Annotated in this window: 15 protein-coding genes; 11 read left to right on the forward strand and 4 right to left on the reverse strand. The window is 72.9% G+C overall.

Going from position 1 to position 14,150, the window contains the following annotated elements:
* Positions 1-40 precede the first annotated feature (40 nt).
* On the reverse strand, positions 41-1,465 hold the full coding sequence (locus tag ACFRMQ_RS26150) for a YihY/virulence factor BrkB family protein (protein WP_380733076.1): 1,425 nt from the start codon (positions 1,463-1,465) through the stop codon (positions 41-43).
* A 186-nt stretch (positions 1,466-1,651) separates the two neighbouring features.
* Here ACFRMQ_RS26150 and ACFRMQ_RS26155 point away from each other — a divergent pair, with 186 nt between their 5' ends.
* The 11 genes from ACFRMQ_RS26155 to ACFRMQ_RS26205 all read left to right on the forward strand — a co-directional run bounded on the left by ACFRMQ_RS26155 (position 1,652) and on the right by ACFRMQ_RS26205 (position 11,512).
* Complete coding sequence (locus ACFRMQ_RS26155; RefSeq protein ID WP_329492070.1) at positions 1,652-1,735, forward strand: putative leader peptide; 84 nt, start codon at positions 1,652-1,654, stop codon at positions 1,733-1,735.
* A 199-nt stretch (positions 1,736-1,934) separates the two neighbouring features.
* Positions 1,935-3,659: a nitrite/sulfite reductase gene (locus tag ACFRMQ_RS26160; protein WP_380733077.1), complete on the forward strand. Its 1,725-nt coding sequence runs from the start codon at positions 1,935-1,937 to the stop codon at positions 3,657-3,659.
* Positions 3,656-3,838: a hypothetical protein gene (locus tag ACFRMQ_RS26165; RefSeq protein WP_380733078.1), complete on the forward strand. Its 183-nt coding sequence runs from the start codon at positions 3,656-3,658 to the stop codon at positions 3,836-3,838. Before ACFRMQ_RS26160 ends, ACFRMQ_RS26165 begins: the two co-directional genes overlap by 4 nt.
* Positions 3,819-4,520 (forward strand): phosphoadenylyl-sulfate reductase, encoded by a 702-nt coding sequence (locus ACFRMQ_RS26170; protein ID WP_380733079.1) that lies wholly within the window; start codon positions 3,819-3,821, stop codon positions 4,518-4,520. Before ACFRMQ_RS26165 ends, ACFRMQ_RS26170 begins: the two co-directional genes overlap by 20 nt.
* 71 nt (positions 4,521-4,591) lie before the next feature.
* Positions 4,592-5,188 carry an adenylyl-sulfate kinase gene (gene cysC, locus ACFRMQ_RS26175; RefSeq protein ID WP_380733080.1) on the forward strand — a complete coding sequence of 199 codons (597 nt, stop codon included), beginning with the start codon at positions 4,592-4,594 and terminating at the stop codon, positions 5,186-5,188.
* Positions 5,185-6,144, forward strand: coding sequence for a sulfate adenylyltransferase subunit CysD (gene cysD, locus ACFRMQ_RS26180; protein ID WP_380733082.1), 960 nt, complete (start codon positions 5,185-5,187; stop codon positions 6,142-6,144). Before cysC ends, cysD begins: the two co-directional genes overlap by 4 nt.
* Before the next feature lie 2 nt (positions 6,145-6,146).
* Positions 6,147-7,493 (forward strand): sulfate adenylyltransferase subunit 1, encoded by a 1,347-nt coding sequence (locus tag ACFRMQ_RS26185; RefSeq protein WP_380733083.1) that lies wholly within the window; start codon positions 6,147-6,149, stop codon positions 7,491-7,493.
* Between the two features lie 244 nt (positions 7,494-7,737).
* A complete protein-coding gene (locus ACFRMQ_RS26190) occupies positions 7,738-8,901 on the forward strand; it encodes an aliphatic sulfonate ABC transporter substrate-binding protein (RefSeq protein ID WP_380733084.1) in 1,164 nt (387 codons plus the stop codon).
* A gap of 167 nt (positions 8,902-9,068) precedes the next feature.
* The gene (locus ACFRMQ_RS26195) at positions 9,069-9,872 is read left to right on the forward strand and encodes an ABC transporter ATP-binding protein (protein ID WP_380733085.1); all 804 of its coding nucleotides are present in this window, start codon (positions 9,069-9,071) and stop codon (positions 9,870-9,872) included.
* On the forward strand, positions 9,859-10,773 hold the full coding sequence (locus ACFRMQ_RS26200; RefSeq protein ID WP_380733086.1) for an ABC transporter permease: 915 nt from the start codon (positions 9,859-9,861) through the stop codon (positions 10,771-10,773). Before ACFRMQ_RS26195 ends, ACFRMQ_RS26200 begins: the two co-directional genes overlap by 14 nt.
* A 10-nt stretch (positions 10,774-10,783) precedes the next feature.
* Positions 10,784-11,512: a sirohydrochlorin chelatase gene (locus ACFRMQ_RS26205; protein ID WP_380733087.1), complete on the forward strand. Its 729-nt coding sequence runs from the start codon at positions 10,784-10,786 to the stop codon at positions 11,510-11,512.
* Between the two features lie 14 nt (positions 11,513-11,526).
* Here the strand turns inward: ACFRMQ_RS26205 and ACFRMQ_RS26210 are convergent, their stop codons facing one another.
* The 3 genes from ACFRMQ_RS26210 to ACFRMQ_RS26220 form a co-directional block, all read right to left on the reverse strand.
* Positions 11,527-11,937: a PIN domain-containing protein gene (locus tag ACFRMQ_RS26210; protein WP_380733088.1), complete on the reverse strand. Its 411-nt coding sequence runs from the start codon at positions 11,935-11,937 to the stop codon at positions 11,527-11,529.
* Entirely contained in the window at positions 11,934-12,155 is a 222-nt protein-coding gene (locus ACFRMQ_RS26215; protein WP_380733090.1) for a type II toxin-antitoxin system VapB family antitoxin, read from the reverse strand. Before ACFRMQ_RS26215 ends, ACFRMQ_RS26210 begins: the two co-directional genes overlap by 4 nt.
* Before the next feature lie 170 nt (positions 12,156-12,325).
* Positions 12,326-14,047 (reverse strand): DEAD/DEAH box helicase, encoded by a 1,722-nt coding sequence (locus tag ACFRMQ_RS26220; protein ID WP_380733089.1) that lies wholly within the window; start codon positions 14,045-14,047, stop codon positions 12,326-12,328.
* Positions 14,048-14,150: the final 103 nt, after the last annotated feature.

The raw sequence follows: 14,150 nt of genomic DNA on the forward strand, positions 1-14,150 counted from the left end.
CCGACCGCTGGTCCCACGGCGGCCTGGGCGGCCGCGGCGGCTACCCCGGCACCTGCTGCCCGGGCGGCCCCGGCGGCGGTCCCAGCGGCGTCGGCCCCGCCTGCGCCGCCGGTCCCGGCCCGGAACCAGGACCGGACCCAGGACCAGGACCGGAACCCGACCCCGGCCCGACCCCGGACCCAGCCCCAGGACCCGCCCCGGACCCCGGCCCCGGCGGCGCCCCGCCCGGCCGGTCGCTGTCCGGCGGCGGCGGCGCGGGCCGGTGGTGCGGCCCGCCCCGGGCCGTGAGCCGCCCGCGCACGTTGTCGGCGGCCAGCACGTCGGCCCACCGCTCCGGGTACTCGGAGGGCACGTCGACGTCGACGTCCTCGCCCTCGTCCTCGCCCCACTCCTCCTCGACGCCCTCCGCGAGCCCGAGTTCGCGGGCGCGCCGGGCCCGTTCGCCGGCCCGCCGGGCGGCGACGTCCCGGATCACCGCGGCGGCCGCCTCCTCCTGGGCCCGCTCGTTCTCGGCGCGCGCGTCGGCGGTCTCCAGGGTCGGCCAGCGGCGGTCTATCGCGGCGTTCATCGCGGCGCCGATGAGCACCGCGAGCGCCACCACGAAGATCCACAGCAGTACGGCCACCGGCGCCGCCAGCGAGCCGTACGCCGAGGGCGAGGAGCCCTCGACCGACCGGACCAGGTAGATCCGCAGGCCGACGCTGCAGAACACCAGCACCACCAGGGCGACCAGGGCGCCGGGGATGTCCTCGCGCCACGGGGTCGAGACCGGGACGGCCAGGTGGTAGAGGGTGGTCAGCGAGACGATCAGCAGCACGATCGCGACCGGCCCGTAGAGGGTGTCGACCAGTCCGGCGATGCCCGGCACGGCGTTCTCCACCAGTCCGGGCCCGGCCATCAGCAGCGGCAGCACCAGCGAGCCGATCACCAGGGCGCCGAGGTAGAGGCCGAGCGACATCAGGCGGGTCTTGACGATGCCCCGCTTGCCGTCGAGCCCGTACATGACGGTGATGGTGTCGATGAAGATGTAGAGGGCCCTGGAGCCGGACCACAGGGACAGCAGGAAGCCCAGCGAGATGATGTCGGGCCGGGTGGTGCCGAACACCTGGTTCAGCAGCGGAACCACGATCTCCTCGACGGAGGTGTTCGACAGCACCTTCCCGGAGGCGGAGATGATGTCGTGTTTGAGCCCGTCGATGGTGCTCGCCTCGACGAAGGAGTCGAGGTAGCCGAGGGTGCCGGCCAGGCCGAGCAGCAGCGGGGGGATGGACAGCAGGGTGAAGAAGGCCGCCTCCGCGGCGAGGCCGGTGACCCGGTACTCGACGCAGGTGTTGGTGGTGTCCTTCACCAGCTCCCACGCCGTGCGGTGCCAGGTGGCCTGTCTGGCCGCGCGCCGGGAGCCCTTGCCCCGGCGTCGGGAGGGCCGCTCGGCGTTCGGTCTGCTCGTATCGCCTGCTGCTTGCACAGGGCCAACCGTATCGGGCCGGGGGCGCGCGGTTGATCTCCCCGGGTACGGGCGCGTGCGCGGGCGTCCGGACGGGAAACGGCGGGGAGCGGCGGGAACCCTCACTCGTCCCACATGACGGAACGTCAGCGTCCATTATTCGGATGTTAGTGGACCGCGAGTCCCGCGCCGTGCGAATCTCTTGCCATGCCTAGCGCCGGAACCACCCTAGTAGGTCGACTCCACGTCGATCTCCTTCGCGTGTCCAGCGCCATCTGTCCGGTGATCTGAGCTCCCACCTCCGCCGCACCACCGCATCCGGCGTCGACCCCCCGCCATCCCCGCCGCAGTGGATGCGCAGGCACCCCGCCCGGTCCCGGCCACTGACCGCCATGCCTTGAGAAATCCGCAGGTCAGAGCAGCACCGCACGGCCGAGCACGCCCCGCGACCCCTTCGGCGCCAGCGCCACCTGCCCAGAAGGACTTCACCATGGCCACCTCCCCCGAGACCGTCGAGCCCCAGGCCGACCGCGCCGCCGAGCACCGCCCCGCGGCGGCCCGCAAGGTGACCCGCCACCGTGGCGAGGGCCAGTGGGGCATGGGTCACCACACCCCCTTGAACGCCAACGAGCAGTTCAAGAAGGACGACGACGGTCTCAATGTGCGGACACGTATTGAGACGATCTACGCGCACCGGGGCTTCGACTCGATCGACCCCGCCGACCTGCGCGGCCGGATGCGCTGGTGGGGCCTCTACACCCAGCGCAAGGAGGGCATCGACGGCGGCAAGACCGCGATCCTGGACCCGCACGAGCTGGACGCCGAGTTCTTCATGCTCCGGGTGCGCATCGACGGCGGCCGGCTGACGGTCCCCCAGCTGCGCGCGATCGCCGAGGTCTCCGAGCAGTACGCCCGCGGCACCGCCGACCTGACCGACCGCCAGAACATCCAGTACCACTGGATCCGGATCGAGGACGTCCCGGCGATCTGGCAGAAGCTGGAGGCCGTCGGCCTGTCCACCACCGAGGCCTGCGGCGACACCCCGCGCGTCATCCTCGGCTCCCCGGTGGCCGGCATCGCCGAGGACGAGATCATCGACGGCACCCCGGCCATCGAGGAGATCCAGCGCCGCTTCATCGGCAACAAGGACTTCTCCAACCTGCCGCGCAAGTTCAAGAGCGCCGTCTCCGGCTCCCCGCTGCTGGACGTCGCGCACGAGATCAACGACATCTCCTTCGTCGGCGTGGTCCACCCCGAGCACGGCCCCGGCTTCGACCTGTGGGTCGGCGGCGGCCTGTCCACCAACCCCAAGCTGGGCGTGCGCCTGGGCGCCTGGGTCCCGCTGGAGGAGGTGGCGGACGTCTACGGCGGCGTCATCGGCATCTTCCGCGACTACGGCTACCGGCGCCTGCGCAACCGCGCCCGGCTGAAGTTCCTGGTCGCCGACTGGGGCGTGGAGAAGTTCCGCCGGGTGCTGGAGGAGGAGTACCTCGGCCGCACCCTGGTCGACGGCCCCGCGCCGGCCGAGCCCGCCGCCCGCTGGCGCGACCACGTCGGCGTCCACCGGCAGAAGGACGGCAACCACTACATCGGCTTCGCGCCGCGCGTCGGCCGGGTCGACGGCAAGCTGCTCGGACGGATCGCCGACCTCGCCGCCGCCCACGGCAGCGACCGGGTGCGCACCACCGCCGAGCAGAAGATGCTCATCCTCGACATCGCCGAGGACAAGGTCGACTCGGTGGTGGCCGGCCTGGAGGCGCTCGACCTGCGGGTCACCCCCTCGCCGTTCCGCCGCGGCACCATGGCCTGCACCGGCATCGAGTACTGCAAGCTCGCGATCGTCGAGACCAAGGAGCGCGGCCGCACGCTCATCGACGACCTGGAGCAGCGCCTGCCGGACTTCGCCGAGCCGCTGACCATCAACATCAACGGCTGCCCGAACGCCTGCGCCCGCATCCAGGTCGCCGACATCGGCCTCAAGGGCCAGCTGGTCACCGACGAGCACGGCAACCAGGTCGAGGGCTACCAGGTGCACCTCGGCGGCGCGCTCGGCCTGGAGGCCGGCTTCGGCCGCAAGGTCCGCGGCCTCAAGGTCACCAGCGAGGGCCTGCCCGACTACGTCGAGCGCGTGCTGACCCGCTACCAGGCCGACCGCGCCGAGGGCGAGCGCTTCGCCCAGTGGGCGGCCCGGGCGAGCGAGGAGCAGCTGTCGTGAGCGAGCGCGCCGCACCGTTCTTCTGCCCGTACTGCGGGGACGAGGACCTGCGCCCCTCCGAGGCCGGACACGGCTCCTGGGAGTGCCACGGCTGCCGCCGCGCCTTCCAGCTGAAGTTCCTCGGCCTGCTGTCACCGACCAACCACGGGGGTACGTCACATGAGCAGCACCGCGACTGACCACGAGTCGGCAGCGCGGAAGGCCGGGCTCGAACTGGAGGAGGCCTCCGCGCAGGAGGTCCTCCGGTGGGCCGCCGACACCTTCGGCGCGCGGTTCTGCGTCACCTCCTCGATGGAGGACGCGGTGGTGGCGCACCTGGCGTCCTCGGTGTTCCCGGGGGTGGACGTGGTGTTCCTGGACACCGGCTACCACTTCCCGGAGACCATCGGGACGCGGGACGCGGTGGCCGCGACCATGCCGGTCAACGTCATCACGCTCACCCCGCTGAGGAGCGTCGCCGAGCAGGACGCCGAGCACGGCCCGCGGCTGCACGACCGCGACCCGGACCTGTGCTGCTCGCTGCGCAAGGTCGAGCCGCTGAACCGGGGCCTGGCCGGCTACGACGCCTGGGCGACCGGGCTGCGCCGCGACGAGTCGCCGAGCCGGGCGAACACCCCGGTGGTGTCCTGGGACCCGAAGCGCCGCAAGGTCAAGATCGCGCCGATCGCCCGCTGGACCCAGGATGATGTGGACGCGTACGTCGCGGCCCACGGCGTGCTGCTCAACCCGCTGCTGTGGGAGGGGTACACCTCGATCGGCTGCTCCCCGCTGTCCTGCACCCGCAAGCCCGCCGAGGGCGAGGACGCCCGGGCCGGGCGCTGGTCCGGCTCCGGCAAGACCGAGTGCGGCATCCACCTCTGACCACCCCCGACCGCTCCTGACCACGCCGACCACCCCCGACGAACCGTCGACCACCGCGTAAGGAAGATCCCGTGACAGTTCACACCCCGGCCGCCGACGGAGCCGCAGAGGCGGCCCCCGCGGCCGCCCCCTGCGAGCGCGGCGCCACCGTGTGGCTGACCGGGCTGCCCAGCGCCGGCAAGACCACGCTGGCCTTCGCCCTGGCCGAGCGGCTGCGCGGCGAGGGCCACCGGGTCGAGGTGCTCGACGGCGACGAGATCCGCGAGTTCCTCTCCAAGGGCCTCGGCTTCTCCCGCGAGGACCGCCACACCAACGTCACCCGGATCGGCTTCGTCGCCGAGAAGCTGGCCGCCAACGGCGTCAAGGTGCTGGCCCCGGTGATCGCCCCGTTCGCGGACTCCCGCGCCGCGGTGCGCGAGCGGCACGCCGCGAACGGCACGGAGTTCCTGGAGGTGCACGTCGCCACCCCGGTCGAGCTGTGCGCCGAACGCGACGTCAAGGGCCTGTACGCCAAGCAGGCGGCCGGGGAGATCTCCGGCCTGACCGGTGTGGACGACCCGTACGAGGAGCCGGAGAACCCGGAGCTGCGGGTCCGGACACAGGGCCGCGAGGTGGCCGACTCCGCCGCCGAGCTGCACGCCTTCCTGACCGAGAGGGGTCTGGCATGACGACCACCACGACCGACAGTCCGGTCCGCGCCGAGGGCCACCAGCAGAGTTCGGAGGGGCCCTTCGCGCTGTCCCACCTGGACGCGCTGGAGGCCGAGTCGGTGCACATCTTCCGCGAGGTCGCGGGGGAGTTCGAGCGCCCGGTGATCCTCTTCTCCGGCGGCAAGGACTCCATCGTCATGCTGCACCTGGCGCTCAAGGCCTTCGCGCCCGCCGCCGTCCCCTTCTCGCTGCTGCACGTCGACACCGGGCACAACTTCCCCGAGGTCATCGCCTACCGCGACCGCGTCGCGGCCCTGCACAACCTGCGCCTGCACGTCGCCCACGTCCAGGACTTCATCGACGACGGCCGGCTGCGCGAGCGCCCGGACGGTACCCGCAACCCGCTGCAGACCGTGCCGCTGCTCGACGCCATCGAGAGGAACCGCTTCGACGCGGTCTTCGGCGGCGGCCGCCGCGACGAGGAGAAGGCCCGCGCCAAGGAGCGCGTCTTCTCCCTGCGCGACGAGTTCGGCGCCTGGGACCCGCGCCGCCAGCGCCCCGAGCTGTGGTCGCTGTACAACGGCCGGCACGCCGTCGGCGAGCACGTGCGCGTCTTCCCGCTGTCCAACTGGACCGAGCTGGACGTCTGGCAGTACATCGAGCGCGAGGGCATCGAGCTGCCGGAGATCTACTACGCCCACGAGCGCGACGTCTTCTCCCGCGACGGCATGTGGCTGACCGCCGGCGAGTGGGGCGGGCCCAAGGACAGCGAGCCGGTCGAGCGGCGGCTGATCCGCTACCGCACCGTCGGCGACATGTCCTGCACCGGCGCCGTCGACTCCGACGCCACCACCATCGAGGCCGTCATCGCCGAGATCGCCGCCAGCCGCCTCACCGAGCGCGGCGCCACCCGCGCCGACGACAAGCTGTCCGAGGCCGCGATGGAAGACCGCAAGCGCGAGGGGTACTTCTAACCATGACCAGCACCACCCAGGCCGACGTCTCCCAGACCGGCACCGCCACGTCGCTGCTGCGCTTCGCCACCGCCGGCTCCGTCGACGACGGCAAGTCCACCCTGGTGGGCCGGCTGCTGCACGACTCCAAGTCGGTGCTCGCCGACCAGCTGGAGGCCGTCGAGCACGCCTCCCGCAGCCGCGGCCAGGAGACGCCCGACCTGGCGCTGCTCACCGACGGCCTGCGCGCCGAGCGCGAACAGGGCATCACCATCGACGTGGCGTACCGCTACTTCGCCACCCCCCGGCGCCGGTTCATCCTCGCCGACACCCCCGGCCACGTGCAGTACACCCGCAACATGGTCACCGGCGCCTCCACCGCCGAGCTCGCCGTCGTGCTGGTCGACGCCCGCAACGGCGTGGTCGAGCAGACCCGCCGGCACGCCGCCGTCGCCGCGCTGCTGCGGGTGCCGCACGTCGTCCTGGCCGTCAACAAGATGGACCTGGTCGACTACGCCGAGCCCGTCTTCGCCGCCATCGCCGCCGAGTTCACCGCCTACGCGGCCTCGCTCGGCGTCAAGGACGTGCTGGCCGTCCCGATCTCGGCCCTCGCCGGGGACAACGTCGTCGAGCCGTCCGCGCACATGGACTGGTACGGCGGCCCGACGCTGCTGGAGCACCTGGAGACGGTGCCCGTCGGCAGCGACCCGAGCGCCGAGCCGGCCCGCTTCCCCGTCCAGTACGTGATCCGCCCGCAGACCGAGGAGCACCCCGACTACCGCGGCTACGCGGGCCAGTTGGCCTCCGGCGTGCTGCGCGTCGGCGACACCGTCACGGTGCTGCCGTCCGGCCACACCACCACCGTCACCGCGATCGACGCGCTCGGCCGCCCCAGCGACATCGCCTGGGCACCGCAGTCGGTGACCGTCCGCCTCGCCGACGACATCGACATCTCCCGCGGCGACCTGATCGCCGCCGGCCCGGCCCCCGTGCCCACCAAGGACATCGAGGCCACCGTCAGCCACCTCAACGAGCGGCCGCTGCGCGCCGGGGACAAGGTGCTGCTCAAGCACACCACCCGCACGGTGCGCGCGCTGGTCAAGGAGATCTCCTACCGGATCGACATCGACACCCTCGAACAGCGCTCCGGCGCCGAGGGGTTGAACGTCAACGACATCGGCCACGTGGTGCTGCGCACCGCCGAGCCGCTGGCCCTCGACCGCTACGGCGACAACCGCCGCACCGGCTCGTTCCTGCTGATCGACCCGGCCGACGGCACCACCCTCACCGCCGGCATGGCGGGCGAGGCCTTCGACACCGTACGCACCACCGACGCACCCGACGCACCCGAAGAGGAGGACTGGGTCTGATGCCCAGCGAGGCGTTCTCGGGCATGGACAAGGAAGGCGGCCGCATCGGCAGCGGCGTCCTCGGCAGCGGCCAGGGCGGCCTGACCCGATGTGTGGGCCGACAGGGCTGAGAACGCCCTGTCACCGGGCCGCCCCGTTCAACGGCCGCCCGGCTTGCCCCGGCACACCGCTGCCGCGCGCACCACCTTCCGCACCTTCCGCCCGGGACCGCCTCCCTGCGGTCCGTCCGCGAACAGGACTCACCATGGCACCGAACCCTGCCCCCTCGCATACCCCCGTCCGCCCGAACGCCGGACGGATCAGACGCTCCGCCGCCGCGGCGGCGGCCGGTCTGACCGCGGTGGCCCTGCTGTCGGCCTGCGGCTACGGGTCCCAGTCGGACGGCAAGTCCTCCGACGCCAAGGCCAACGCCTCGGCCACCGCCGCGGATTCCGGCGCGAAGCTGTCCGCCGACACGGTGAAGATCGGCTACTTCGCCAACCTGACCCACGGCACCCCGCTGGTCGGACTCCAGGAGGGCATCTTCCAGAAGGAGCTGGGCGCCACCCAGGTCAAGACCCAGGTCTTCAACGCGGGCCCGGCCGAGATCGAGGCGCTCAACGCCGGCTCCATCGACATCGGCTGGATCGGCCCCTCCCCGGCGATCAACGGCTACACCAAGTCCAACGGCGAGTCGCTGAAGATCATCGGCGGTTCGGCCTCCGGCGGCGTCAAGCTCGTCGTCAACCCGGACAAGATCTCCTCGCTGGACGACCTCAAGGGCAAGAAGATCGCCACCCCGCAGCTGGGCAACACCCAGGACGTGGCGCTGCTCAACTACCTCGCGGGCAAGGGCTACAAGGTCGACGCGGCGAGCGGCGCCGGCGACGTCTCGGTGGTGCGCACCGACAACAAGGTCACCCCCGACGCCTACCGCCAGGGCTCCATCGACGGCGCCTGGGTGCCCGAGCCCACCGCCTCCAAGCTGGTCACGCTCGGCGCGAAGGTCCTGCTCAACGAGAAGGACGTCTGGCCGGACCGGAAGTTCGTGATCACCAACATCATCGTCTCGCAGAAGTTCCTCAAGGAACACCCGGACGTGGTGGAGGCCGTGCTGCGCGGCTCGGTGAAGACCAACGCCTTCATCAAGGCCGACTCCGACAAGGCCAAGGCCGACGCGAACGAGGCGATCAAGAAGGAAGCCGGGAACGCCCTGGAACCGGCCATCCTCGACCCGGCCTGGGCCGACATCGAATTCCTGGACGACCCGCTGGCGAACACCCTCCAGGCCGAGGCCGACCACGCCGTCACCGCCGGGCTCCTCAAGAAGCCCAGCCTGAACGGCATCTACGACCTCACCCTGCTGAACAAGGTCCTCGCCGCCCAGGGCCGGCCCGCCGTCGCGGACGCCGGTCTCGGCGCCAAGTAGCGCCCGCGGCGACGCCGTCAGTCCCGGCACCGCCGTTCGTCCCGACTCCGCGGTCCGGCCCCGCCCTCCGGTCGATCCCCGATCGATGCCCACCGGAGGGTCGGGGGCCGGACCCCTGCCCCCGACCTCGACGCCCGACGCAGACCACTCACGCAGGAGGTGCCCGGATGACCCCGGCACTGACCACCTCGGCAGACGCCCCCTCCGCAAGTCCCGACGGCGCCGCGCCCGCCGTCCGGCTCTCGCACGTGCACAAGTCCTTCGGCCGCCCCGGCGCCCAGACCCACGTCCTGGACGACATCACCCTCGACGTCGCCCCCGGCGAGTTCGTCACCCTCCTCGGTGCCTCCGGCTGCGGCAAGTCCACCCTGCTCAACCTGGTCGCCGGCCTCGACCGGCCGACCGGCGGCACCATCGAGGTGCCCGGCGGACGCCCCGCGCTGATGTTCCAGGAACACGCCCTGTTCCCCTGGCTCACCGCCGGACGCAACATCGAACTCGCCCTCAAGCTCGCCGGCGTCCCCCGCCCCGAGCGCCGTGCCGAGGCCGAGCGGCTGCTCGAACTCGTCCGGCTGGGCGGCTCCCACGAGAAGCGGGTCCACGAGCTGTCCGGCGGCATGCGCCAGCGCGTCGCCATGGCCCGCGCCCTCGCCCAGGGCAGCAAGGTCCTGCTCATGGACGAGCCCTTCGCCGCCCTCGACGCCATCACCCGCGACGTCCTGCACGACGAGATCACCCGGATCTGGGCCGAGCGGCAGCTGACCGTCCTGTTCGTCACCCACAACGTCCGCGAGGCCGTGCGCCTCGCCCAGCGCGTCGTCCTGCTCTCCTCCCGCCCCGGCCGGGTCGCCCGCGAGTGGCACATCGACCTGCCCCAGCCGCGCCGCATCGAGTCCACCGGCGTCGCCGACCTGTCCATCGAGATCACCGAAGAACTGCGGGGGGAGATCCGTCGCCATGTCCAGAACTGACACCACGCTCACCAAGCCCGCCGACGGCGCCGAGGGCACCGACGGCGACACCGCCTCCGTCGGCGCCGGACTCGACGCACTGGACGCCGTCACCGCGCAGCACGGCTCGTTCGGCGAGGCCCTGCGGACCAAGGCGCTGCCGCCGCTGATCGGTGTCCTGGTGGTGCTCGCCCTGTGGCAGGGCGCCTACAGCCTGCACGTCACCTCGTCCTACAAGCTGCCCAGCCCGGCCGATGTGTGGCGCTCCGCCGAGGACCTCTGGTACAAGGGCACGCTGTTCTCCATCATCTGGACCAGCGTCTGGCGCGGGCTGTCCGGCTTCCTGCTCGCCGTCGTCATAGGCACCCCGATCGGCCTGGTCGTCGCCCGGGTCCGGCCGGTGCGCACCGCCATCGGCCCGGTCCTCCAGGGCCTCCAGTCGCTGCCCTCGGTCGCCTGGGTGCCCGCCGCCGTCATCTGGCTCGGCATCAACGACTCGATGATGTACGCCGTCATCCTGCTCGGAGCCGTCCCCTCCATCGCCAACGGCCTGGTCGCGGGCATCGACCAGGTGCCCCCGCTGTTCCTGCGGGCCGGACGCACCATCGGCGCCACCGGACTCAACGGCGCCCGCCACGTCCTGATCCCCGCCGCCCTGCCCGGCTACCTGGCCGGCCTCAAGCAGGGCTGGGCCTTCTCCTGGCGTTCCCTGATGGCCGCCGAACTCGTCGCCTCCTCCCCCGACCTCGGCCGCGGCCTGGGCCGGTTCCTGGAGGACCAGCGCGAGTTCTCCGACATGTCCGGCGTGCTGCTCGGCATCATCCTGATCCTCTTCGTCGGCATCGCCATCGAGCTGCTCGTCTTCACCCCGGTCGAACGCCGGGTGCTGCGCAACCGCGGTCTGCTGGCCGCGAGCAAGTGAGGCACCGCTGATGCCCGCCCTCCTCCTGATCGCCCACGGCAGCCGCGACCCGCGCCACGCCGCGACGGTGGCCGCCCTGGTGGAGGAGGTGCGGGCGCGGCGCCCCGGCACCGAGGTCGCCACCGCCTACCTGGACCACTGCGCGCCGCGCATCCCGCAGGTGGTCGGACGGCTCGGGGACGCCGTGGCGGTGCCGCTGCTGCTCAACCGGGCGTTCCACGCCAAGCACGACATACCCGCCGCGCTGCGGGCCGCCGGCTCCCGGCTGCCCGTCGCCGACGTGCTCGGCCCCTCGCCGCTGCTGCTCGCCGCCCTGGACCGCCGGCTCGCCGAGGCCGGGCTCGACCTCTCCTCCCCGGCCGTGCGGGCCCGCACCGGTGTGGTCCTGGCGGCGGCCGGCTCCTCCGCCCCCGCCCCCCCCCCCCCCCCCCCCGCCGGGGGGGGCGCCACGCGGGGCCCCCCCCCGGGGGGCCCCGGCGCCGGGGGCGACGCCTCCGCCGCCGGCCCGCGCGTCCCCGACGCCCTCGCCGCCCTCCGGTCCGCCGGCGCCGCACACACCGCCGTCGCGCCCTACCTGCTCGCCCCGGGCCTGCTGCCGGACCGCATCACGGCCGCCGCCGAGGGCGCCGACACGATCGCGGACGTCCTCGGCCCGGCCCCCGAGGTGGCGGCCCTCCTGCTGCGCCGCCACGACGAGGCCGCCCACGCCGCCCGAACCACCCGGGCACTGACCGCCTGAGCCCTCAGGACGCCTCAGCCGTGATCCATCACGCGATGCTCGCTGAGGTTGGCGGCGTGGCGGGCCACCGTGCGGTAATCCGCGTCGTCGTGGAGGACGGTGAGCCCGTGGTGCGCGGCCGTCGCGGCGATCACGAGGTCCATCGCGGAAGCACTGCGGTGCTGCCCGGCGACCGCCATCCGGCGTTGCACCGAATCGATCCAGCGTCCCGCGCCCTTCGGTACCGACACATCCGGGTAGAACTCGGCGAACATCTCGGCGATCTCGTCGTACTCCCGGCCGTCGCGCGCCGTGTAGAGGAATTCGGCGCGCTGTGGGTAGCACGACGCGACCGATCCCGCGGCGATCGCGTCGAACCAGTTGGCCTGGAGCTTCGGCTCACGCAACAGCCGGACCAGAGCCGAGGTGTCGATGAGATAGATCACCGAGCATCCTTCTCCGTCCGGTGCAGCCGCTCGGCGCGCTCGACGGCCTCCCAGTCCTTGGCTCGCTCGAAGTGCCTGCTGAGACGTGCCGCCCGGTCCTGCTGTTCGGCGTAGAAGCGGAGCGCGAGATTGACGGCGTCCTTCTTGGTCCGAACCCCGGCGAGGGCCATCGCCCTTTCCAGGGCCTCTTCATCGATGTCGATCTGCGTCACGGACATCCGGCACCTCCGTCGATCGATGTTGGTGATGTACATAGCATTGTATCGTGCCAACATCGCTCTGCCCCGGCCTCGACGGCCGTACTGCGCCCACCCCGGAACGCCGGACGGGCCCCGTGCCTCCCTGCTGCGAGGGTGGCGCGGGGCCCGTCGGAGGCCGGACCGGGGGATCAGTCGAACTTGCGGCGCTGGCGGCCCGACCCGTAGTTGGAGCCGGACTTGCTGCCGCTGCCGGGCTTGGCCCGGCCGGCGGAGCGGCCGATGAAGCCGGCCGCCTGCGGGCGCTCGCCGTTCTGGGCGGCGGCGCCCATCCGCTGCTTGGGGCGGGGCCGGCGCGGGTTGCCGTTCATGTCGACGTCGGTGGGCAGCCCGGAACGCTTGCCGGACCGGCGGCGCGGGGCACCGGACTTGGCGGGCTTGTCGGCGCCGGCGCCGGCCGCGGCGGCGGCCTGCTCGGCGGTGACCGGCACGGCCAGCGTCACCGGGACGCCGCTCGGGGTGCGGGCGCCGGTGATCCGGGCCAGTTCGGCGTCGCCCGGGCGGATCTTGGTGACGGTCGGGCGGATGCCGGTCACCGTCATCAGCCGGTTGACCTCGCGGCGCTGCTCGGGCAGCACCAGGGTGACGACCGTGCCGGACTCGCCGGCCCGGGCGGTGCGGCCGCCGCGGTGCAGGTAGTCCTTGTGGTCGACCGGCGGGTCGACGTTGACGACCAGGTCCAGGCCGTCGATGTGGATGCCGCGCGCGGCGACGTTGGTGGCGATCAGCGCGGTGACGTGGCCGTCCCGGAACTGGTCCAGGACCCGGTTGCGCTGCGGCTGCGACTTGCCGCCGTGCAGGGCGGCGGCCTTCACGCCGTTGGCGAGCAGCTGCTTGGCCAGCCGGTCGGCGCCGTGCTTGGTGTGCACGAACATGATCACGCGGCCGTCGCGGGAGGCGATGTGCGCGGTGGCGGAGGCCTTGTCGGTCGGGTCCAGCTGGAGGACGTGGTGGTCCATGGTGGTGACCGCGCCGGCCGAGGGGTCGACCGAGTGGGTCACCGGGTCGGTCAGGAAGCGCTTGACCAGCCGGTCGACGTTGCGGTCCAGGGTGGCGGAGAACAGCATCCGCTGCCCGCCCTCGGCGACCTGCTCCAGCAGCTTGCTGACCTGCGGCAGGAAGCCCATGTCGGCCATCTGGTCGGCCTCGTCGAGGACCGTGATCGCGACGTCGGAGAGGTTGACGTCACCGCGCCCGATCAGGTCGTCCAGCCGGCCCGGGGTGGCCACCAGGACCTCGGTGCCGCGGCGCACCGCGTTGGCCTGCCGGTTGATCGACATGCCGCCGACGACGGTGGTGATCCGCAGGTTGACGGCGGTGGCGTACGGGGTGAGCGCGTCGGTGACCTGCTGGGCCAGCTCGCGGGTGGGCACCAGGACGAGCGCCAGCGGGTACCGGGCGTCGGCGCGGCGGCCGGCGGTGCGGGCGAGCAGCGGCAGGCCGAAGGCCAGGGTCTTGCCGGAGCCGGTGCGACCGCGGCCGAGGACGTCGCGCCCGGCGATCGAGTCGGGCAGCGTGGCCGCCTGGATCGGGAACGGCTCGGTGACGCCCTCGCGGCCGAGCGCGGAGAGGATCCCCTTGGGGAGCTCCAGCTCGGCGAAGGAGGCCGCCGGGGGCCGGGGCGGGGTGCCCTGGACCACGGTGAAGTCGGTGGCCTCGGGGACGGCGGCGGGCCGGTTCTGCTTGGGGGCGCCGGAGCGGCCCCGGGGCTTGCGCGTGCGGTCGCCGCCCGCGGTGCGGCCGGACTGGCCGTCCCGGCGGGTCTGGCCGTCGCGGCCGGACTGGCCGTCGCGGCGGGTCTGGTCGGTGCTGCGGGGGCCGCGGTCGCGCGGTGAGCGGGCAGGGGTGGTCACGGGATCTCCGTCCGTCGGTCAACAGCCCGCGCTGCGGGCTGGTCGGCCGTCGGAAAGGAGTGCGCCGCCCCGGCCGTACGGCGGCATGAGCGGGGGCCCGCAC

Origin of the sequence: Kitasatospora sp. NPDC056783 (assembly GCF_042789895.1) — a bacterium.
Taxonomy (GTDB): domain Bacteria; phylum Actinomycetota; class Actinomycetes; order Streptomycetales; family Streptomycetaceae; genus Kitasatospora.

What these genes read in the sequence shown, in the direction of transcription:
- cysD (WP_380733082.1), top strand. Translation starts at nt 5,185, where the DNA reads ATGACGACCACCACGACCGACAGTCCGGTCCGCGCCGAGGGCCACCAG.
- ACFRMQ_RS26160 (WP_380733077.1), top strand. Translation starts at nt 1,935, where the DNA reads ATGGCCACCTCCCCCGAGACCGTCGAGCCCCAGGCCGACCGCGCCGCC.
- ACFRMQ_RS26195 (WP_380733085.1), top strand. Translation starts at nt 9,069, where the DNA reads ATGACCCCGGCACTGACCACCTCGGCAGACGCCCCCTCCGCAAGTCCC.
- ACFRMQ_RS26185 (WP_380733083.1), top strand. Translation starts at nt 6,147, where the DNA reads ATGACCAGCACCACCCAGGCCGACGTCTCCCAGACCGGCACCGCCACG.
- ACFRMQ_RS26170 (WP_380733079.1), top strand. Translation starts at nt 3,819, where the DNA reads ATGAGCAGCACCGCGACTGACCACGAGTCGGCAGCGCGGAAGGCCGGG.
- ACFRMQ_RS26190 (WP_380733084.1), top strand. Translation starts at nt 7,738, where the DNA reads ATGGCACCGAACCCTGCCCCCTCGCATACCCCCGTCCGCCCGAACGCC.
- ACFRMQ_RS26155 (WP_329492070.1), top strand. Translation starts at nt 1,652, where the DNA reads ATGCCTAGCGCCGGAACCACCCTAGTAGGTCGACTCCACGTCGATCTC.
- ACFRMQ_RS26215 (WP_380733090.1), bottom strand. Translation starts at nt 12,155, where the DNA reads ATGTCCGTGACGCAGATCGACATCGATGAAGAGGCCCTGGAAAGGGCG.
- ACFRMQ_RS26200 (WP_380733086.1), top strand. Translation starts at nt 9,859, where the DNA reads ATGTCCAGAACTGACACCACGCTCACCAAGCCCGCCGACGGCGCCGAG.
- ACFRMQ_RS26205 (WP_380733087.1), top strand. Translation starts at nt 10,784, where the DNA reads ATGCCCGCCCTCCTCCTGATCGCCCACGGCAGCCGCGACCCGCGCCAC.